14 protein-coding genes are annotated in these 20,208 nt (G+C 72.0%); 9 read left to right on the forward strand and 5 right to left on the reverse strand.

Annotated features, from left to right (window positions below; translation table 11 throughout):
- Nucleotides 1-66 precede the first annotated feature (66 nt).
- Nucleotides 67-651 (reverse strand): biotin transporter BioY, encoded by a 585-nt coding sequence (locus tag ACFWUQ_RS26575; RefSeq protein WP_384542841.1) that lies wholly within the window; start codon nucleotides 649-651, stop codon nucleotides 67-69.
- Nucleotides 652-981: 330 nt separating this feature from the next.
- On the opposite strand from ACFWUQ_RS26575, the gene ACFWUQ_RS26580 reads away from it, so the two are divergent.
- Entirely contained in the window at nucleotides 982-2,385 is a 1,404-nt protein-coding gene (locus tag ACFWUQ_RS26580) for an amino acid permease (protein WP_384542844.1), read from the forward strand.
- Nucleotides 2,386-2,473: 88 nt separating this feature from the next.
- Here the strand turns inward: ACFWUQ_RS26580 and ACFWUQ_RS26585 are convergent, their stop codons facing one another.
- Entirely contained in the window at nucleotides 2,474-3,256 is a 783-nt protein-coding gene (locus ACFWUQ_RS26585; protein WP_384542877.1) for an SDR family NAD(P)-dependent oxidoreductase, read from the reverse strand.
- Nucleotides 3,257-3,419: 163 nt separating this feature from the next.
- Between ACFWUQ_RS26585 and ACFWUQ_RS26590 the strand changes: the two genes are divergently transcribed.
- Together ACFWUQ_RS26590 and ACFWUQ_RS26595 are read left to right on the forward strand one after the other, a co-directional pair.
- Nucleotides 3,420-4,835, forward strand: a complete 1,416-nt coding sequence (locus ACFWUQ_RS26590) for an amino acid permease (protein ID WP_384542847.1) — start codon at nucleotides 3,420-3,422, stop codon at nucleotides 4,833-4,835.
- 190 nt (nucleotides 4,836-5,025) lie between these two features.
- Complete coding sequence (locus ACFWUQ_RS26595) at nucleotides 5,026-5,685, forward strand: superoxide dismutase (RefSeq protein WP_384542850.1); 660 nt, start codon at nucleotides 5,026-5,028, stop codon at nucleotides 5,683-5,685.
- A gap of 187 nt (nucleotides 5,686-5,872) precedes the next feature.
- Here ACFWUQ_RS26595 and ACFWUQ_RS26600 read toward each other — a convergent pair whose 3' ends face one another.
- Entirely contained in the window at nucleotides 5,873-6,520 is a 648-nt protein-coding gene (locus tag ACFWUQ_RS26600; protein WP_384542853.1) for a DsbA family protein, read from the reverse strand.
- Between the two features lie 176 nt (nucleotides 6,521-6,696).
- Between ACFWUQ_RS26600 and pepN (ACFWUQ_RS26605) the strand changes: the two genes are divergently transcribed.
- Nucleotides 6,697-9,252, forward strand: coding sequence for an aminopeptidase N (gene pepN / locus ACFWUQ_RS26605; protein ID WP_384542856.1), 2,556 nt, complete (start codon nucleotides 6,697-6,699; stop codon nucleotides 9,250-9,252).
- 208 nt (nucleotides 9,253-9,460) lie between these two features.
- Entirely contained in the window at nucleotides 9,461-10,450 is a 990-nt protein-coding gene (locus ACFWUQ_RS26610) for a hypothetical protein (protein ID WP_384542859.1), read from the forward strand.
- Here the strand turns inward: ACFWUQ_RS26610 and ACFWUQ_RS26615 are convergent.
- Nucleotides 10,426-11,343 (reverse strand): pyridoxamine 5'-phosphate oxidase family protein, encoded by a 918-nt coding sequence (locus tag ACFWUQ_RS26615; RefSeq protein WP_384542861.1) that lies wholly within the window; start codon nucleotides 11,341-11,343, stop codon nucleotides 10,426-10,428. The two genes, ACFWUQ_RS26610 and ACFWUQ_RS26615, sit on opposite strands and share 25 nt — an antisense overlap.
- The gene (locus ACFWUQ_RS26620) at nucleotides 11,343-11,789 is read right to left on the reverse strand and encodes a VOC family protein (RefSeq protein ID WP_384542863.1); all 447 of its coding nucleotides are present in this window, start codon (nucleotides 11,787-11,789) and stop codon (nucleotides 11,343-11,345) included. Before ACFWUQ_RS26620 ends, ACFWUQ_RS26615 begins: the two co-directional genes overlap by 1 nt.
- Nucleotides 11,790-11,904: 115 nt before the next feature.
- On the opposite strand from ACFWUQ_RS26620, the gene ACFWUQ_RS26625 reads away from it, so the two are divergent.
- The 4 genes from ACFWUQ_RS26625 (at nucleotide 11,905) to pepN (ACFWUQ_RS26640) (ending at nucleotide 20,105) form a co-directional block, all read left to right on the forward strand.
- Nucleotides 11,905-12,468 (forward strand): CGNR zinc finger domain-containing protein, encoded by a 564-nt coding sequence (locus ACFWUQ_RS26625; protein WP_384542866.1) that lies wholly within the window; start codon nucleotides 11,905-11,907, stop codon nucleotides 12,466-12,468.
- 273 nt (nucleotides 12,469-12,741) lie between these two features.
- The gene (locus ACFWUQ_RS26630; protein WP_384542869.1) at nucleotides 12,742-16,071 is read left to right on the forward strand and encodes a S8 family serine peptidase; all 3,330 of its coding nucleotides are present in this window, start codon (nucleotides 12,742-12,744) and stop codon (nucleotides 16,069-16,071) included.
- A 249-nt stretch (nucleotides 16,072-16,320) separates the two neighbouring features.
- On the forward strand, nucleotides 16,321-17,349 hold the full coding sequence (locus ACFWUQ_RS26635) for an aspartate-semialdehyde dehydrogenase (protein WP_384542871.1): 1,029 nt from the start codon (nucleotides 16,321-16,323) through the stop codon (nucleotides 17,347-17,349).
- A gap of 173 nt (nucleotides 17,350-17,522) precedes the next feature.
- Nucleotides 17,523-20,105 (forward strand): aminopeptidase N, encoded by a 2,583-nt coding sequence (gene pepN, locus ACFWUQ_RS26640; RefSeq protein WP_384542874.1) that lies wholly within the window; start codon nucleotides 17,523-17,525, stop codon nucleotides 20,103-20,105.
- Nucleotides 20,106-20,208 lie beyond the last annotated feature (103 nt).

Consider the following 20,208-nt stretch of genomic DNA (forward strand, 5'->3'; position numbering starts at 1 on the left):
GCCCCGGACCGCGCATGTGCGGTCCGGGGCTGCTGTGTCCGGTACGGGACGCGGGGGCGGCGGGTGTCAGCCCCGGCGGCCCGCCAGCTTCCAGGCGGCCGGCAGGGCGCCCATGGCGAGGGCGGCCTTGAGGGCGTCGCCGATCAGGAACGGGGTCAGGCCCGCGGCGACGGCGGCGCCGAACGACATGCCGGTGGCGGCCATCAGGTAGGGCACGCCGACCGCGTAGATCACGGCGGATCCGAGCACCATGGTGCCCGCGGTACGCGCGACCGAGCGGTCGGCGCCACGGCGCGCGAGGGCGCCGACGAGCGTGGCGGCGAGCAGCATGCCGAGCACGTAGCCGAAGGAGGCGCCGCCCGCTCCGGAGGTGCCGTTCGCGAACCACGGCATACCGGCAGCGCCGAGGGCGGCGTACAGGGCGAGCGCGAGGAAGCCGCGGCGGGCGCCGAAGGCGGTGCCGACGAGCAGCGCGGCGAAGGTCTGGCCGGTGACCGGGACCGGGGAGCCGGGTACGGGCACCGCTATCTGCGCGGCCAGGCCGGTCAGCGCGGCTCCGCCGACGACGAGCGCGATGTCGCGGACGCGGCTCGCGGGCAGCAGGTCGGCGAGGACGGCGCCGGGCCGGATGGAGACGGAAGCGGTGCTCATCGGAGGCTCCCCGAGGTGGTGGTGACAGGACGGTTCCCCGTCCGCGCACGGCACACCGGGTGCCGGACGCCCCGGGGGACACCGTGACGTTAGTCCGCGGTCCGCCGCCGTCCCACCGCTACCCGGTACAAAGCCCTACTCCCCGGTTTGGTGGGGACTGCACAAAGGTCGCGGTCCACACCTGAGTTGACGTGATCCGCGTCACGGGGAACAACCGACAACACGTCCGTTTTGCACGGAAGCCCGCCGCCCAGACAGACTGTAGGGTCCCGCCAATCCTGATGCGGAGCCCCTGCCGCCACTGGGCCGAACGAGAGTACGAGCATCCTCATGCGTGACAACTTGCCCGAAGCACCTCCCAGGACGGTCGACGACCTGCCGTCGGAACCCCTGAGCCACGGCCTCAAGCAGCGCCACCTGACCATGCTGGGCCTCGGCGGGGTGATCGGCGCCGGGCTCTTCGTCGGCTCCGGGGCCGGCATCACCCTCGCCGGTCCCGCGATCGTCGTCTCGTACCTGCTCGCCGGCGTCCTCGCGATGCTGGTGATGCGCATGCTCGGCGAGATGTCGGCCGCGATGCCCGCCTCGGGTTCGTTCTCCGTGCACGCCGAGCGGGCGCTGGGGCGCTGGGCGGGCTTCTCGGCGGGCTGGTTGTACTGGTTCCTGCTGGTGGTCGTGCTCGCCGTGGAGGCGACCGGCGCGGCGAAGATCGCGAACGGCTGGGTGCCGTCCGTCGACCAGTGGGTCTGGGTGCTGGTCTTCATGGTGGTCTTCACCGTCAGCAACCTCGCCGCGGTGCGCAACTTCGGCGAGTTCGAGTTCTGGTTCGCCGCCCTCAAGGTGGGCGCGATCGTGCTCTTCCTGATCCTGGGCACCCTGGCGGTCTTCGGCCTGCTCCCCGACACCGAGCCGGTCGGCATGGCCAACCTGACGGGCCAGGGCGGCTTCGCCCCCAGCGGCATGGGCGGGGTGATCGCCGGCATGCTCGCCGTCGTCTTCGCCTTCGGCGGCCTGGAGGTCGTCACCATCGCGGCGGCCGAGTCGGACGACCCGGCCCGCTCCGTGGCCCGCGCGGTGCGCAGCGCCGTGTGGCGCATCCTCTTCTTCTACGTCGGCTCCATGCTGGTCATCGTGACCCTGCTGCCGTGGGAGTCGATGAAGGCGGGCGAGAGCCCGTACGTCGCCGTCCTGGACTCGATCGGCATCCCGGCGGCCGGCCAGATCATGAACATCGTGGTCTTCGTGGCGCTGCTGTCGGCGCTCAACGCGAACCTGTACGGATCCTCGCGCATGGTGTTCTCGCTGGCCGAGCGCGGGGAGGCCCCGAAGGCGCTGCTGAAGATCTCCGGCGGCGGGGTGCCGCGCCGGGCGGTGTTCGCCTCGGTGAGCTTCGGCTTCGTGTCGGTGGTGCTGAACCTGCTGTGGCCGGACACGGTCTTCCTCTACATGCTCAACGCGGTCGGCGCGGTGCTCCTGTTCGTGTGGGCGCTGATCGCCGTCTCGCAGCTGAAGCTGCGGGGCCGGATCGAGCGGGAGATGCCGGAGCGGCTGACCCTGCGGATGTGGTGCTTCCCGTACCTGACCTGGGCCGCGCTGGTCGCCATGGCGGTCGTGCTGGTCCTGATGCTCTTCGACGACTCGGCCCGGCCGCAGCTGCTGTGGTCCGGCGGCGCGGCGGCCGTCATCCTGCTGGTGGCGTGGGCGCGGGAGATCCGCGGCCGCGCGTCCGCCTGACCGGCGCGTCCGGCCGGCGGGCATCCGCCTGACCGGCGGCCCGTACCCGAGGACCCCCGTGCTGCGGCACGGGGGTCCTCGGCGTCCGTCAGGTACGCAGGTACGAGGCCCCGTTGACGTCGAGCACGGTGCCGGAGCTCCACACCGCCGCGGGCGAGGCCAGGTAGAGGACGGCGGCGGCGATCTCGGCGGGGTCCGCGACCCGCCCGAAGGGGCTCTGGGCGCGGATGTCCGCGCCCTCGGGACCGTCCAGCCGGCCCGCGACCCGCTCGGTCGCGACGAAGCCGGGCGCGACGGAGGCGACGGCGATGCCGTGGGGGGCGAGGGCGACAGCGAGGGACTGCCCGAGCGCGTGCAGCGCGGCCTTGGTGGCGCCGTAGGCCGGGTGGTCGGGCTCGCCCCGGAAGGCGCCGCGCGAGCCGATGTTGACGATGCGCCCCTCGCGGCCGCCGTCGATCATGCGGCGTGCGACGCAGTGGCTGAGGTGGGCGGCGCCGAGCAGGTTCACGTCGACGGTGCGCCGCCAGGCGTCCTGCCAGTCCTGGTAGGAGGTGTCCGCCGGCGGGTGCGCGACCATCACGGCGGCGTTGTTCACCAGGACGTCCACCCCGCCCAGCGCCTCCTCGGCCTCGGTGGCCAGGGCCAGCACGCGCTCCGGGTCGGCCAGGTCCGCGGCGAGCAGGACGTGCCCCTCCCCCTCCAGCGCGGCGAGGGTCTCCTCGGCGTCGGCCCGGCGGGTGGAGCAGTGCACGGCGACCCGGTCGCCCTGGCGGGCGAAGGCGGCGGCGACGGCCCGCCCGATGCCCCGCGAGGCGCCGGTGACGAGCACGCCCCGTCCGGTCGCGCGAAGTCCTGCCACGGTCCGGCCCATCCGGTGCTCCCTCGGTCGTCGTGCCGCCATGTCGCGGCGAGCGTACGGACATGATCACCACCCGTGAACCCACTGTCCGAATAGCGGACGTCAAGCGTCCGCTGAGCGGACACTCGGCAGACTGGCCGCGCGCACCACCCCCGCACACCGGACAGGCAGCACCATGAGCCAGAGCAGCACCGCCCTCACGCCCCCCGAACCCCGGACGCCGCCGTCCGCCGAGTCCGGCCGGCCGCTCGGCAGCGGCCTCAAGCAGCGCCACCTCTCGATGATCGCCCTCGGCGGGGTCATCGGCGCCGGGCTCTTCGTCGGCTCCGGCGCCGGCATCGCCGCCGCGGGCCCCTCGATCGTGCTCGCGTACGCGGCGTCCGGGGTGCTCGTGATGTTCGTGATGCGGATGCTCGGCGAGATGTCCGCCGCCGACCCCGCCTCCGGCTCCTTCTCGGTCCACGCGGAGCGGGCGATCGGCCCCTGGGCCGGGTTCACCGCCGGCTGGATGTTCTGGATCCTGCTGTGCGTGGGCGTCGCCATCGAGGCCATCGGGGCGGCGCACATCATGACGGGCTGGTTCCCCGGCACGCCCTCGTGGATGTGGGTGCTGGTGTTCATGGCGGTGTTCTGCGGCTCGAACCTGGCCGCCGTCTCCCACTTCGGCGAGTTCGAGTTCTGGTTCTCCGCCCTGAAGATCGGCGCGATCGGGCTGTTCCTGACCCTCGGCGTGCTGGCCGTCCTCGGCGTGCTGCCCGGCTCCGACTCCCCCGGTACCGCCAACCTCCTCCACGACGGCGGGTTCCTGCCCAACGGGGTGGACGGCCTGCTGGTCGGACTGCTCGCCTCGGTCGTCGCGTACGGCGGGCTGGAGACGGTGACCATCGCCGCCGCCGAGTCCGAGAACCCCGTCGCGGGCGTGGCCAGGGCGGTGCGGACCACCATGTGGCGCATCGCGATCGTCTACGTCGGCTCCATGCTGGTCATCGTGACCCTGCTGCCCTGGAACGACCCGGCGGTCACGGCGGACGGACCCTACGCCGCCACCCTGGACCGCCTGGGCATCCCGGCCGCCGGCGAGATCATGAACGTGGTCATCCTGATCGCCCTGCTCTCCGCGATGAACGCCAACATCTACGGTTCCTCCCGGATGGCGTACTCCCTCGTCTCCCGGGGCCAGGGGCCGAGGGCGCTGGGCAGGCTCAGCGGCCGGGTGCCGCGCCGGGCGGTGCTCGCCTCGTCCGGCTTCGGCTTCATCACCGTGCTGCTGTCGTACTGGTACCCGGACACGCTCTTCGCCTGGCTGCTGAACATGGTCGGCGGGGTCATCCTGATCGTCTGGGGCTTCATCGCCGTCTCCCAGCTCGTGCTGCGCCGCAGGTGGGAGCGCGAGGCCCCCGAGCGGCTGGTCGTGCGGATGTGGGGCTTCCCGTACCTGACACGGGTCGCGCTGGCCGGGGTGGCCGGGGTACTGGTCCTGATGGCGCTGGGCGCGGACACCCGGGTCCAGGTCCTGTTCACGGGCGGGCTGACCGCCGCCCTCGCACTCACCGGGTACGCGCTCCAGCGCCGGGCGGCCCGCGCCGTGTGACCGCCCGCCACCACGTCCGGAGGCCGGGCCCGTGCTGTCGCACGGGCCCGGCCTCCCGCGTTGCGGCGCGTTGCGGGGCCTCGCCGAGCGAGGTAACCCTTACATGATCGGCGGAATAGATACTGCTAGCGTGCAGTTGCGCATTGATTGCAATAAGCAGTTGGCACGCCGAGGGGACCGGATCACACGCATGGCCATCTACACGCTTCCTGAGCTTCCTTACGACTACGCGGCGCTGGAGCCGGTGATCAACCCGCAGATCATCGAACTGCACCACGACAAGCACCACGCGGCCTACGTCGCGGGCGCCAACACCACGCTGGAGCAGCTGGAGGAGGCGCGCGACAAGGAGAACTGGGGCGCGCTGAACGGCCTGGAGAAGAACCTGGCGTTCCACCTCTCCGGCCACATCCTGCACAGCATCTACTGGCACAACATGGCCAGCCCGAAGACCGGCGAGGGCGGCGGCGTCCCGGACGAGAAGGACGGCCTGGGCGACCTGCCGGCCGCGATCACCGAGTCCTTCGGCTCCTTCGCCGCCTTCAAGAAGCAGCTGACGTTCGCGTCCTCCGCGACGCAGGGCTCCGGCTGGGGCGTGCTCGCGTACGAACCCATCAGCGGCCGGCTGATCGTCGAGCAGGTCTACGACCACCAGGGGAACGTCGGCCAGGCCTCGGTACCGATCCTGGTCTTCGACGCCTGGGAGCACGCCTTCTACCTGCAGTACAAGAACCAGAAGGTGGACTTCATCGAGGCGATGTGGAACGTCGTCAACTGGCAGGACGTGGCCCGGCGCTACGCCGACGCCAAGGCGAACACCCCGCTGCTGATCCCCGTCCGCGGAGCCTGACCAGCACTCCGTACCCGTCCGCCTCGTGATCGTCTTCTCAACTGTCGCGTGCGGGCGTTTCCACCAGAGGGCCCGCGGGAGGACGTGACTCCCGGGGGCCCTCTGCGTCCCTCGGGCGCCGCGACGCGAACTGCCCGCGGCGCCCGCTCTCGCGGGCGTGCGGGCAGTGAGGGCGTGAGGGCGCGGACTACTCGAAGGACGGGCCCTGCGTACGGGTCCGCTTGATCTCGTAGAAGCCGGGGGTGGAGGCCACCAGCAGGGTGCCGTCCCACAGCCGGGCGGCGGCTTCGCCGCGCGGGGCGGGGGTGACGACCGGCCCGAAGAACGCCACGTCGTCGCCGTCGGCGCCGGGCACGGAGATCACGGGCGTGCCGACCTCCTGGCCGACCCGGTCTATGCCGTCGTTGTGGGAGGCGCGCAGCACCTCGTCGTACTCGTCGGAGTCGGCGTACGCGAGCAGCTCGGCCGGCAGGCCGACCTCCTCCAGGGCGGCGGCGATGACCTCGCGGGTCGGGCCCAGCCCCTCGTTGTGGATCTTCGTGCCGAGCGCGGTGTAGAGCTTGCCGGTGATCTCGTCACCGTGCTTCTGCTGAGCCGCTGTCACCACGCGCACCGGGGCCCAGCCCTTGACTCCGAGCAGCTCCCGGTAGACCTCCGGCAGCTCGTGCAGCTTGTCCTCGTTGAGTACGGCCAGGCTCATCACGTGCCAGCGGACCTCGACGTCGCGCACCTTCTCGACCTCCACCATCCAGCGGGAGGTCATCCAAGCCCACGGGCAGAGCGGGTCGAACCAGAAGTCGACCGGGGTCTTCTCGCGCACCTGGGTGTCGGTCATGTCTCTCCTCAGTCACAACGGTCGGTTCGGTGGGGCCGGGCGTCACAAGCAGCGCGATCGGTGGACGAAAGGCGGCTCCGGCTCACGTTCTCCGTCGCCAACCAGGCAGGGACCGCACGCATTCCCGCCGTGCGAGGATTCGTCGGAAGAACGCGATCACGCACGAAGGAGTGCACGTGCCCGGAGAGAACCTGTCCCGCGACGAGGCCCGCGAGCGGGCCGAGCTGCTGTCCGTCGACGCGTACGAGGTCGTCCTCGACGTCCGCTCGGCGGTGGACGAGGCCGAACCGGCCGAGGGTCCCCGTACCTTCCGCTCGGTGACGACGATCCGCTTCCGGGCCGCGTCTGCCGGGGCCGCCACCTTCGCGGACCTGGTCGCGCCCTCGGTGAACTCCGTCACCCTCAACGGCCGGGCGCTCGACACCGGCGCCGTCTTCGACGGGTCGCGGATCGCCCTGGACGGACTGGCCGCCGAGAACGTCCTGGTGGTGGACGCGAACTGCGCCTACAGCCGGACGGGCGAGGGCCTGCACCGCTTCGTGGACCCGGAGGACGGCGAGGTCTACCTCTACACCCAGTACGAGCCGGCGGACGCCCGGCGGGTGTACGCGAACTTCGAGCAGCCGGACCTCAAGGCCCCGTACCGCTTCGAGGTGACCGCGCCCGAGGGCTGGCAGGTGTGGAGCAACGGCGCCGAGCAGTCGCGGGAGGGCGGGCACTGGCGCTTCGCCGAGACCGCGCCGATCTCCACGTACATCACCTGCGTGGTCGCGGGCCCGTACCACTACGTGACGGACTCCTACACGCGCGGGGACCTGACGATCCCGCTGGGCGCGATGTGCCGCAAGGGGCTGGCGAAGCACTTCGACGCGGACGACATCTTCCTGGTCACCAAGCAGGGCTTCGACCTCTTCCACGAGATCTTCGACTACCCCTACCCCTTCGGGAAGTACGACCAGGCCTTCGTGCCGGAGTACAACCTGGGCGCGATGGAGAACCCGGGGATGGTGACCTTCCGCGAGGAGTACATCTTCCGCGGCAAGGTCACGCAGGCGTCCTACGAGCGGCGCGCGAACGTCATCCTGCACGAGATGGCCCACATGTGGTTCGGCGACCTGGTCACCATGAAGTGGTGGGACGACCTGTGGCTGAAGGAGTCCTTCGCCGACTTCATGGGCTCCTTCGGGCTCGTCGAGGCCACCCGCTTCGACCAGGCATGGGTCACCTTCGCCAACAGCCGCAAGGCGTGGGCCTACCGGGCCGACCAGCTGCCGTCCACGCACCCGATCACGGCCGACATCCGTGACCTGGAGGACGCGAAGCTGAACTTCGACGGGATCACGTACGCCAAGGGTGCGGCCGTGCTGAAGCAGCTGGTCGCCTACGTCGGACGGGAGGCGTTCCTGGAAGGCGCGCGCCGCTACTTCAAGGCCCACGCCTACGGCAACACCACCCTGGACGACCTGCTGTCGGTGCTCGCCGAGGTCTCGGGCCGGGACATGGCCGAGTGGTCGCGGGCCTGGCTGCAGACCGCCGGCGTGAACGCGCTGACGCCGGTGGTGACCTGCGACGCCGGCGGGCGCGTGACGGAGCTGGCGGTGCTCCAGGAGGGCGCCGAACTCCGCCCGCACCGGGTGGCGGTCGGCCTGTACCGGCTGGAGGCGGACGGGGCGCTGGTCCGCTACGCCCGGGCCGCGGTGGACGTGGCGGGGGCGCGGACCGCCGTCGGCGAACTGGCGGGCCTGGAGCGGCCCGACCTGGTCCTGGTCAACGACGAGGACCTGACGTACTGCAAGATGCGCTTCGACGAGGTCTCGCTGGCCGCGCTCCGCGCCCACCTGGGCGACCTCACGGACCCGCTGGCGCGGGCGCTGTGCTGGTCGGCGCTGTGGAACCTGACGCGCGACGGCCTGATGCCGGCCCGCGACTTCGTCTCGCTGGTCCTGGCCCACGCGGGCCGGGAGACGGACGTCGGCGTCCTGCAGATGCTGCACGCCCAGGCGCTGACCTCGGTCACCCACTACGCGGCGCCGGACTGGCGCGAGCAGGGGGGCCGGGAGCTGTCGGCGGGCGCCCTGCACGAGCTGCGGATCGCGGAGCCGAACTCGGAGCACCAGCTGACGTGGGCCCGCTTCTTCGCGGCGAGTGCGGCGACGGAGGGCGACTTCCAGCTGCTCAGGGGCCTGCTGGAGGGTTCCGCCCGGATCGACGGGCTGGTGGTGGACCAGGAGCTGCGCTGGGACTTCCTGCTGCCCCTGGCCGCACGCGGCGCGGTGGACGAGGGGGCTCTCGCGGCCGAACTGACCCGCGACGACACGGCGTCGGGCAAGCGCCACCAGGTACGGTGCCTGGCGGCGCGGCCGTCGGCGGCGGTGAAGGACCAGGCGTGGGCGGCGGTGGTCGAGTCGGACGCCCTGTCGAACGCGCTGGTGGAGGCGACGATCGCGGGAATGCAGCAGCCGTCGCAGCGGGACCTGCTGGCGCCGTACGCGGGGCGCTACTTCGAGGTGATCGAACGCGTGTGGGCGGACCGGTCGATCCAGATCGGCATCGACGTGGTGAAGGGGCTGTACCCGGCGCTCCAGGACGACGCGGCCACGCTGGAGGCGACCGACGCGTGGCTCGCGGCGCACGCCGACGCCGCGCCCGCGCTGCGCCGGCTGGTCCTGGAGTCCCGCGACGACCTGGCCCGCGCCCTGCGCGCCCAGGCCTGCGACGCGGCCTGCGCCTGACCCCGCAGGGGCCGCGCCCCCCTGTCCCGAACACCGGCGGGGCCGGATCGCCACAGGCGGTTCCGGCCCCGCCGGCGTGTGCGGGGGCCGGGAGGGGGGCACTCCATCGGCAGTCGAACGCCCGTACTTTAGCCCCGGCTTGTCCCGATTTGCCGACGGGCGTGTAACAGGGGTTAGCAAGGCCATGGCCTGAGGGAATCACTGCGTCATGAACCACAACGCGCCCCTCCCCCTCGCCCACCTCACCGGCACCCGCCCCCGCGTGCTGACCCTCGCCCAGCTGCGCGAGCACGGCATCACCGCCGCCGACGCGGCCGAGCGGCCCTGGCGGCAGATCCTGCCGGGCGTGTTCCTGCTCCACGGCGGCCCCGCGACGAGCGAGGAGCGGCTGCACGCCGCGCTGCTGTACGCCAACCGCGGCGGCAGCGGCAGCGGCAGCGGCAGCGGCAGCGGCAGCGAGGCCATGATCACCGGGTTGGCGGCGCTCGCGCTGTACCGCTTCGCCTCCGCGCCCGCCCTGCTCGCCGTGTCGCACATCGACGTTCTGGTGCCGGGCACCCGGCGGCTGCGCCCGGCGGGGGACGTGCGGATCGTACGCTCGCACACGCCGCCCCGGTCCCAGGAGGTGACCGGGCTGCCGGTGGCTCCCGTGGCGCGGGCCGTCGCCGACGCCGTCGGCCAGCTCTCCGACGCCGGTACGGTGCGCCGCCTGCTCAGCGAGGCCGTACGGGGTGGGCACTGCGAACCGGCCGCCGTCGTAAGGGAGCTGACGGTGGCGAGGCTGCTGAACCGGCCGCACGTGGTCGACGCCGTCGAGTCCCTCCTCGCGGAGGGCCGCGCCATGGCCGAGGACCGGCTGTACCACCTCGTACGGGGCTACGACCTCCCCGAGCCGGTCTGGAACGTGGACCTGCGGCTGCCCGGCGGCCCGCACCTCGGCGGGGTCGACGCCTTCTGGCCCGAGCACGCGGTCGCGGTGGAGATCGACACCCGCGGCCCGCGCCAGGGCGAGGACGAGCAGTGGTCCGAGTGCGTACGCAAGCGGGAGACGCTGGAGCGGCTCGGGGTGACCGTCATCCACATCACCCCGCGCAAGCTCCGCGACTGGCCGGAGCAGCAGGCCGCGGTCGTGCGGACCGCCCTGACGGCGGCCGACGACCGCGATCCCGCCGCCTACCTGGTGGTGCTGCCCCGATGAGGAACCGGCCTCGGCAGCGGCGGGTTCGCCGGCGAGTACTCCGGGGCGCTCCAGCGCAGCCGCCCCGGGTGCAGGCTCTCCACCGTCGATTCCACACGGAAGCGGACACGGCGGCTTCCGTCGGCGCCGAACTCCGTCCGGGCCCGGCCGCTCAGCTGGAGCAGCGCTCCGCTCTCCCAGTCCGGGAGGAGCAGTCCGGCCCGCGGGTCCAGCGCGAGGTTCCCGAGGGTCAGGAACATCGCGTTGCCCGGGTAGTCCGGCCATGCCAGCTCGACCGGCGACAGCACCTCCACGAAGCCCGGCAGGCCGCCGCGGTGGCTGGCCTCGACCCGCCCCCCGTCCGCCGCCGTGGCCACGAAGAACGTGTCCGCACCCCGGACGGACCGCGCCTGGTCGCAGGTGAGCGCCTCCCCGCGCCGCAGGACACCGGGGCCCTCGGCGGCCGTGTCCAGCGGATCCCGCCGCTGCAGGTATTTGGGGCAGTTGGCGAAGACCCGGTCGGCCCGGACCGCGAATCCCCCGGCGGTCGCCTCCAGGGTCCCGTTCAGCCGCATCCGGCGCCGGGTCCGCGGATCGAGCGCGATCGTCCCCACCCGGGCGCCGTCCTCGGCCAGGGCCCCGGCGAGCGGGTCGCCCGCCGGTAGACCGCCCGTGACCGTGATCCGGTCCGGCCCGGTGGCCCGTACGAAGCCGGGCGAGCCGGTGAGCAGGGAGGCCCACAGGCGTCCCGCGCCGTCGGCGGCCCCGACCACCAGGTGGGGCTGGAGTCCCAGGAAGGCCGCGGCCACGTCCCGGATGCCGGTGCCGACCGAACGACCGACGTGCTCGGCGAGCTCCCGTACGCCGACCCGGTCCTGCACGGCCAGCGAGCCCTCGTGGTAGATGCCGGACATCAGAAGAATCCGCAGGTCGGCGCGTTCTCGACAGGTGCGGGCGCACCCTCGGCGCCGGTGGGGGCGGAGATCTCCAGCCGGATGCCGTCGGGGTCGTGGAAGAAGATGCCGCCCGAGGCCGCGCCCTCGCCGTGCGCGACGACCCCGTCGTAGGCGAAGTCCACCCCCAGTCCGCGCAGCCGCTCCTCGTACTCCCTCACCTCCTCGATCCCGCCCGCCGAGAACGCCAGGTGGTGCAGTCCCGCCGCGGCGGGCGCGTACGCGCCGTCGGCCTGCTGCCACAGGGTGAGGGCGAGCTCGCCGTCTCGGCCCAGGAGGGCGTAGCGGCGGCCCTCCTCCTTGCCCTCGGCGAGCCGCTGGAATCCGAGCACGTCGCCGTAGAAGGCGAGCGAGCGGTCCAGATCCGTGACGTTCAGGCCCACGTGGCCGGTGCGGAGCGCGGTCATGACGGTTCCCCCTTCGTTTGTCTAACCTCTCTAATAGAGATTAGGGGTTAGGGAATCAGGCGTCAACCGGCCACGTACTCTTGAGGGGTTAGCGACGGGCGGGAAGGGTGCGGACATGGCAGCGGCGGCGGACCCACGACCCCTGACCGGCGAACCGGTCGCCCTCGACCTCCTGAACACCCGCTGGGTCGCCGACGGGCAGCTCCTGGACCTCTTCGCCGGCGCCGCCGGGCTGACGCGGATCGAGGGGGTCGCGGTCTGGCTGGAGAGCGTCGGGCTGTCCGACCGCTTCCGCGCGGACGCGCCGACCCTGATCCACCTGCTGACCGCCCGCGAGGCGCTGGCCCGCGCGGTGGCGGACCCGGCCGGCGCGAGCGGGCGCGCCCTGGTCGACGGGGTCCTGGAGCACGGCCGCATCCGCGCCACACTGACGGAGCACGGCCCCGGCGAACGCGCCGAGTTCGACGACCCCGCCTGGGGCCCCGCATGGCTCGCGGCCCGCGACTACCTCGGACTGCTCGGATCGGCGCCCGACCGGATCCGCGCGTGCGCGTCCGGGAGCTGCGTCCTGCACTTCTTCGACACCTCGCGCAACGGCACCCGGCGCTGGTGCTCGATGGCCGCCTGCGGCAACCGGGCGAAGGCCTCGCGCCACTACGCGCGCACGCGCGAGCGCTGAGTCCGCGGAATCTGTCACACCCGTAGCGCGGCCAAGTCCCGCTCCGGCGCCGCGGCATGGCCGCAGAGTCGATAAATCCACTCGTTGACCCCTGCGTTTCGCCCCCGCATGCCCCGGTACGGGCGCCCTGGCGTACGCCCCGCGGTGGCGGGAATCCGCCACGGCAGGTCTCGTTCGATGACAACTATCCCCATCGGGCTGTCACTTACGACAGGCTGACCGGTCATCCGGCACCGAAATCCGGACCGTTTCTTTCACTTACCAGGGATGCTGATGACCCTCGAATCCCCCAGCTCCACACCCGGGGCCATACCCTCGGCCAGACGTGCGGCGCGTATCGCGGCAGCCGCGGGTCTCGTGGCCGCGCTCTGCGCGACCGGGGCCGTGCCCGCGTTCGCCGCGGGCATCGCCGACACCCCGCCGGCGTCCGCGCCGATCAAGTCGGCCGACCAGAAGCTCGGTTCGGCGGACGCCGAGCTGCTCCAGGAGGCCAGGACCAAGGGTGACAAGACCGTCACCGTCATGGTCGCGACCGCCCCGGGTCAGACCGAGCAGGTCGCCGAGCAGCTCGACGCCGTCGAGGGCGCCTCGGTGGGCCGGACGTACGACGACCTCGGCTACGTGCGCGCCACCCTGCCCACCGACAAGGCGGACGCCGCGCTCAAGGCGGCCACCAAGCTGAACTCCGTGCACGGGATCGACCTGCGCCACGAGATCCAGCTGCCGGACCCGCGCCCGGACTCGGACCGCGAGAGCGCCGCGGCCAAGCGCACCGCCGCCGAGGCCTACCCGGCGCCGGACGCCAACACCCCGGCGAAGAACCCGTACAACCCGTCCTTCGAGACCGGTGCGGTCGACTTCGTCGCGAAGAACCCGACGGCCGACGGCCGCGGCGTGACCATCGGCATCATGGACTCGGGTGTCGACCTCGGACACCCGGCGCTGCAGACGACCACCACCGGCGAGCGCAAGATCGTCGACTGGGTCACGGCGACGGACCCGATCACGGACAACGACGCCACCTGGCGCGCGCAGATCACCCCGGTCACCGGCGGCACGTTCGCCGCGGGCGGTTCGGACTGGAAGGCCCCGGCGGGCTCGTTCCAGTGGAGCCGCTTCACCGAGTCGATCACCGCGAACGGCGACATGGCCGGTGACGTCAACCGCGACGGCGACACCACCGACCGGTTCGGCATGCTGTACGACCCGGCGACCGGCACCGTACGCGTGGACACCGACCAGGACCTCGACTTCACGAACAACGAGCCGATGAAGCCGTACAAGGACGGCTACCAGATCGGCTACTTCGGCACGGACAACCCGGCGACCCCCGTCGTCGAGCGGATCCCGTTCGTGATCGAGATCCGCAAGGACGTCCCGATGGACCCGCTGGGCGGGGACTGGGTCGGCAAGAAGGCCGACTTCGTCAACATCGGCATCATCGAGGGCACGCACGGCACGCACGTCGCCGGCATCACCGCGGCCAACAGCCTCTTCGGCGGCAAGATGAACGGCGCCGCCCCCGGCGCCAAGCTCGTCTCCTCGCGCGCCTGCACCTGGACCGGCGGCTGCACCAACATCGCGCTGACCGAGGGCATGATCGACCTCGTCGTCAACCGCGGCGTGGACATCGTCAACATGTCCATCGGCGGCCTGCCGGCGCTCAACGACGGCAACAACGCCCGCTCGGAGCTCTACTCCAACCTGATCGACAAGTACGGCGTCCAGCTCGTCATCTCGGCGGGCAACGAGGGCCCGGGCGTCAACACCATCGGTGACCCCAGCCTGGCGGACAAGGTGCTCTCCGTGGGCGCGGCGGTCTCCAAGGAGACCTGGGCCGCCAACTACGGCTCCGGCGTGGCCAAGAAGTACAACATGTTCAACTTCTCCTCGCGCGGCCCGCGTGAGGACGGCGGCTTCACGCCGACCATCACCGCCCCGGGCGCGGCCATCAACACCGCGCAGACCTGGATCCCGGGTTCGCCGGTGAAGGAGGCGGGCTACGCCCTGCCGCCCGGCTACGCGATGCTCCAGGGCACCTCGATGTCCTCGCCGCAGGCCGCGGGCGCCGGTGCGCTGCTCATCTCGGCCGCCAAGCAGGCGAACATCGCGCTGAAGCCGGCCGGTCTGCGGATCGCCCTCACCAGCACGGCGAAGAAGATCGACGGCGTCCCGGCGCACGCCCAGGGTGCCGGTCTGATCGACATCGTCGAGGCGTGGGAGTCCATCCAGCGCGACGCGAAGGCCAACGACTTCACCGTCAAGGCCCCGGTCGACACCGCGATCGACCAGTTCCTGAAGACCCCGGGCTTCGGCACCGGCGTCTACGACCGCGAGGGCGGTCTCAAGGTCGGCCAGAAGAAGGTCTACAACGTCGTCGTCACCCGCACCACGGGCGTCAAGTACGGCACCCGGCACGACCTGAGCTGGCGCAACAACGACGGCACCTTCAAGGTCATCGGCGGCTACGACTACGTCACGCTGCCGCTGAACAAGCCCGTCACCATCAAGGTCGAGGCCAAGGCCGCCACGGGCGGCGTCCACAGCGGCATCCTGCAGCTGGACGACGAGACCACCGAGGGCATCGACAAGCAGATCCTGACGACCGTCGTCGCGGCGACCCCGCTGGCGGCGCCGTCCTTCACGCTGTCGCAGAAGGCCTCCGTCCAGCGCAACAGCCACACGTCGTACTTCGTGACCGTGCCCGCGGGCGCCAAGACCCTTGAGGTCGCCCTCGGCGGTCTGCAGCCCGGCAGCCAGACCCGCTTCATCTCGATCCACCCGTACGGCCTGGGCGTCGAGGACAGCGCGACGACCCAGTGCTACCCGAACTACGACAACCCGGCGAACACCTGCCGTCCCGACCTGCGCTCCTACACCGACCCGCAGCCGGGCGTCTGGGAGATCGAGGTCGAGTCGCGCCGTACGTCGCCGCTGCTCGACAACCCGTACCAGCTGGACGTCTCCGTGCTCGGCGCTGCCTTCGACCCCGCGGTCAAGGTCCTGCCCGAGGTCAAGCAGGGCACCCCGGCGCCGGTGCAGTGGAGCGTCAGGAACGACGCCGCGGCCATCGCGGGCGGCAAGCTCAAGGGCGGCCCGCTCGGCTCCGCGAAGGTCGCCAAGCCGACCATCGCCGCCGGTGAGACCCACACCACCGAGGTCACGATCGGCGCGGGCGTCTCCCGCCTCGACATCGCGATCGGCAAGACGTCCGACACGGGCGCCGACCTCGACCTGGACGTGTACAAGGACGGCGTCAAGGTCGGCTCCTCCGCCGACGGCGACTCCGAGGAGGCCGTGAGCCTGGTCAACCCGGCCGCGGGCACCTACACCGTCGAGGTGTTCGGTTACGCGATCCCGTCCGGCTCCACCACCTACGACTACCGCGACGTGTACTTCTCGGCCGCCCTGGGCTCCGTCCAGATCGACGAGAACGCCGCGGTGAACCTCGCCACCGGCGCCACCGCGCAGGTCTCGGCGAACGTCCTGGTCAGCAGCGCGGCCCCCGAGGGCCGGCAGTTCTTCGGCCAGGTCCAGCTGCTGAACGCCCGCGGCACCGCCGCCGGCACCGGCAGCGTGCAGATCGAGAAGGTCCTGCCGTAACCCGGTAGCGGACCAGGAACAGCGGAGGGGGCGGTGCTCGCGGAGCACCGCCCCCTCCTGCTTCCAGCCGTCCCCCGAGCAGGCGGAACGGGCTGCCGGGAGGCCCGCGGCGGGGCCGCCGCGCCCGCGTGCACCCCGCTGCGGCCACGACGCTGTCCGTTCCTCGGACAATGGATTGGACAAGGCTCGTGGGGTCGAACGCATGATGGCCTCACGCGCGCCCGCGTCGTACGTATCGAAGGAGTCACCGTGAGGGTCGGAATCGTCGGAGCCACCGGTCAGGTCGGCGGAGTCATGCGCGGCATCCTCGCCGAGCGGAAGTTCCCGGTGGACGAGCTGCGACTGTTCGCCTCGGCCCGCTCCGCGGGCTCCACCCTCACGTGGGAGGGCCGGGAGATCACCATCGAGGACGCCTCGGCGGCCGACTACTCCGGCCTGGACATCGTGCTCTTCTCCGCGGGCGGCGCCACCTCCAAGGCGCTGGCCGAGAAGGTCGCCTCGCAGGGCGCCGTCGTGATCGACAACTCCTCCGCCTGGCGCCGGGACCCCGAGGTCCCCCTCGTCGTCTCCGAGGTCAACCCGCACGCGATCAAGAACCGCCCCAAGGGCATCATCGCCAACCCGAACTGCACCACCATGGCCGCGATGCCCGTGCTGCGCCCGCTGCACGACGAGGCCGGCCTGACCGCGCTGATCGCCACCACCTACCAGGCCGTGTCCGGCTCGGGCCTGGCCGGGGTCGCCGAGCTCAAGACCCAGGCGTGCGCGGTGTCGGAGGCGGCCGACCAGCTGACCTTCGACGGCGGGGCCGTCGCCTTCCCCGAGCCGGCCGTCTACCGGCGTCCGATCGCCTACAACGTGGTCCCCCTCGCGGGCAACCTGGTCGACGACGGCTCCTTCGAGACGGACGAGGAGCAGAAGCTCCGCAACGAGTCCCGCAAGATCCTGGAGATTCCGGAGCTCAAGGTCTCCGGCACCTGCGTGCGCGTCCCCGTCTACTCCGGCCACTCCCTCCAGGTCAACGTCCGCTTCGAGCGCCCGCTGAGCGTCGAGCGCGCCCGCGAGCTGCTGCGCGACGCCCCCGGCGTCGAGCTCTCGGAGATCCCGACCCCCCTCCAGGCCGCGGGCAAGGACGCCTCGTTCGTGGGCCGCATCCGGTCCGACGAGACGGTGGAGAACGGTCTCGCGCTGTTCCTGTCGAACGACAACCTCCGCAAGGGCGCGGCCCTGAACGCGGTCCAGATCGCCGAGCTGGTCGCCGAGGAGCTGCGCGGCTGACCCGCGCGGACGGCTGACGGTCGGGGGGCGGGTGCCGGTCGGCGCCCGCCCCCCGCGTGCGTCGGGGCAGGCGGAATCCGGACGTCGTGTTCGCCCGTGGATTACCCCCGGGTATGGCGGGGGGTGATCGTGGAAGGATGGGCCGGAACGTCACCATCGAAGGAGATGACCGCGTGCCAGGCACGAATCTCACCCGTGAAGAGGCCCAGCAGCGGGCGCAGCTGCTCACCGTCGACTCCTACGAGGTCGAACTCGATCTCAGCGGAGCGCAGGAGGGGGGCACCTTCCCCTCCGTGACCACGGTGCGCTTCCGGTCGGCCGAGGCCGGGGCCGAGACCTTCATCGACCTCGTGGCCCCCGCGGTGCACGAGGTCGTCCTCAACGGCAAGGACCTGGATGTCGCCGCGGTCTTCCGCGACGCGCGCATCTCCCTGTCGGACCTGGCGGCCGGGGACAACGAGCTCCGCGTCGTCGCGGACTGCGCGTACACCAACTCCGGCGAGGGCCTGCACCGCTTCGTCGACCCGGTCGACCAGCAGGCCTACCTGTACACCCAGTTCGAGGTGCCGGACGCGCGCCGCGTCTTCGCCGCCTTCGAGCAGCCCGACCTGAAGGCGACGTTCCGGTTCACTGTCACGGCCCCCGAGGGCTGGACGGTCATCTCGAACTCGCCCACGCCGGAGGCCGCGGACGTCAAGGACAACGTCTGGCGCTTCGAGCCGACCCCGCGCATCTCCACGTACATCACCGCGCTGATCGCGGGCCCGTACCACTCGGTGCACAGTTCGTACGAGGGCCCGGACGGGCAGTCGGTGCCGCTGGGCATCTACTGCCGCCCCTCGCTCGCCGAGTTCCTCGACGCGGACGAGATCTTCGACGTGACCCGGCAGGGCTTCGACTGGTTCCAGGAGAAGTTCGCGTACGCCTACCCCTTCGCCAAGTACGACCAGCTGTTCGTCCCCGAGTTCAACGCGGGCGCGATGGAGAACGCGGGCGCCGTCACCATCCGCGACCAGTACGTCTTCCGCTCGAAGGTGACGGACGCGGCGTACGAGGTGCGCGCCGAGACGCTGCTGCACGAGCTCGCGCACATGTGGTTCGGCGACCTGGTCACCATGGAGTGGTGGAACGACCTGTGGCTGAACGAGTCGTTCGCCACCTACACCTCGATCGCCTGCCAGGCCTCGGCGGAGGGCTCGAAGTGGCCGCAGGCGTGGACCACGTTCGCCAACTCCATGAAGACCTGGGCGTACCGGCAGGACCAGCTGCCCTCCACGCACCCGATCATGGCGGACATCCGTGACCTGGAGGACGTGCAGGTCAACTTCGACGGCATCACGTACGCCAAGGGCGCCTCGGTGCTCAAGCAGCTCGTCGCCTACGTCGGCACGGACGCCTTCTTCAAGGGCGTGCAGGCGTACTTCAAGGCGCACGCGTACGGGAACACGCGCCTGTCCGACCTGCTGGGCGCCCTGGAGGAGACCTCCGGACGCGATCTGACCGCCTGGTCGAAGGCGTGGCTGGAGACGGCCGGCATCAACATCCTGCGCCCGGAGATCACCACCGACGCGGACGGCACGCTCACCTCCTTCGCCGTCCGCCAGGAGACCCCGGCGCTGCCCGCCGGCGCCAAGGGCGAGCCGACCCTGCGCCCGCACCGGATCGCGATCGGCCTCTACGACCTCCAGGACGGCTCCCTCGTCCGCACCGAGCGGATCGAGCTGGACGTCGACGGCGAGCTGACGCCGGTACCGGAGCTCGTGGGCCGCGCCCGGCCGGCCGTCATCCTGCTCAACGACGACGACCTGTCGTACGCGAAGGTCCGGCTGGACGAGGAGTCCCTGGCCACCGTCACCGCGCACCTGGGCGACTTCGCCGAGTCGCTGCCGCGCGCGCTGTGCTGGGCCTCGGCCTGGGACATGACGCGCGACGGGGAGCTCGCCACCCGCGACTACCTCGCGCTGGTCCTCTCGGGCATCGGCAAGGAGTCCGACATCGGCGTCGTCCAGTCGCTGCACCGCCAGGTGAAGCTGGCCGTCGAGCTGTACGCCGACCCGGCGTGGCGCGAGGAGGGCCTGGCCACCTGGACCGAGGCCACGCTGGAGAACCTGCGCGGCGCCGAGCCGGGCAGCGACCACCAGCTGGCGTGGGCGCGGGCCTTCGCGGGCACGGCCCGCACCGAGGGCCAGCTGACCTACCTGTCGGCGCTGCTGGACGGTGCGGCGGAGATCGAGGGCCTGGTCGTCGACACCGAGCTGCGGTGGAGCTTCCTGGAGCGGCTCGTCGCGACGGGCGTCGCCGACGAGGCGGCGATCGCGGCCGAGCTGGAGCGCGACCCCACGGCGGCCGGTGAGCGCCACGCGGCGACCGCGCGGGCGGCGCGCCCGACGGCGGAGGCCAAGGCCGAGGCCTGGGCCTCGGTGGTGGAGGGCGACGCCCTGCCGAACGCGGTGCAGGAGGCCGTGATCGGCGGCTTCGTCCAGACCGACCAGCGCGAGCTGCTGGTCCCGTACTCCGAGAAGTACTTCGCGGTGGTCAAGGACGTCTGGGAGAACCGGAGCCACGAGATCGCCCAGCAGGTCGCGGTGGGTCTCTACCCGGCCCTCCAGGTCTCCCAGGAAACCCTGGACGCCACGGACGCCTGGCTGGCCTCGGCCGAGCCGAACGCGGCTCTGCGGCGGCTGGTCTCGGAGTCCCGCGCGGGCGTCGAGCGCGCCCTGCGCGCCCAGGCGGCCGACGCCGCCGCCCGCGCCTGACCCCGCCCCACCGGCCCCGGGCCGCCCCCCCCCCCCCCCCCCCCCCCCCCCCCGGCCCCCCCCCCCCCGCCCCCCCCCCAGGAGAAAAAAAAACAAACACAGC

Origin of the sequence: Streptomyces sp. NPDC058662 (assembly GCF_042716255.1) — a bacterium.
GTDB lineage: Bacteria > Actinomycetota > Actinomycetes > Streptomycetales > Streptomycetaceae > Streptomyces.

Excerpts from the sequence above, each read along its gene's own strand:
- ACFWUQ_RS26575 (WP_384542841.1), bottom strand. The coding sequence starts at position 651 with ATGAGCACCGCTTCCGTCTCCATCCGGCCCGGCGCCGTCCTCGCCGAC.
- ACFWUQ_RS26580 (WP_384542844.1), top strand. The coding sequence starts at position 982 with ATGCGTGACAACTTGCCCGAAGCACCTCCCAGGACGGTCGACGACCTG.
- ACFWUQ_RS26585 (WP_384542877.1), bottom strand. The coding sequence starts at position 3,256 with ATGGGCCGGACCGTGGCAGGACTTCGCGCGACCGGACGGGGCGTGCTC.
- ACFWUQ_RS26590 (WP_384542847.1), top strand. The coding sequence starts at position 3,420 with ATGAGCCAGAGCAGCACCGCCCTCACGCCCCCCGAACCCCGGACGCCG.
- ACFWUQ_RS26595 (WP_384542850.1), top strand. The coding sequence starts at position 5,026 with ATGGCCATCTACACGCTTCCTGAGCTTCCTTACGACTACGCGGCGCTG.
- ACFWUQ_RS26600 (WP_384542853.1), bottom strand. The coding sequence starts at position 6,520 with ATGACCGACACCCAGGTGCGCGAGAAGACCCCGGTCGACTTCTGGTTC.
- ACFWUQ_RS26610 (WP_384542859.1), top strand. The coding sequence starts at position 9,461 with ATGAACCACAACGCGCCCCTCCCCCTCGCCCACCTCACCGGCACCCGC.
- ACFWUQ_RS26615 (WP_384542861.1), bottom strand. The coding sequence starts at position 11,343 with ATGTCCGGCATCTACCACGAGGGCTCGCTGGCCGTGCAGGACCGGGTC.
- ACFWUQ_RS26620 (WP_384542863.1), bottom strand. The coding sequence starts at position 11,789 with ATGACCGCGCTCCGCACCGGCCACGTGGGCCTGAACGTCACGGATCTG.
- ACFWUQ_RS26625 (WP_384542866.1), top strand. The coding sequence starts at position 11,905 with ATGGCAGCGGCGGCGGACCCACGACCCCTGACCGGCGAACCGGTCGCC.
- ACFWUQ_RS26630 (WP_384542869.1), top strand. The coding sequence starts at position 12,742 with ATGACCCTCGAATCCCCCAGCTCCACACCCGGGGCCATACCCTCGGCC.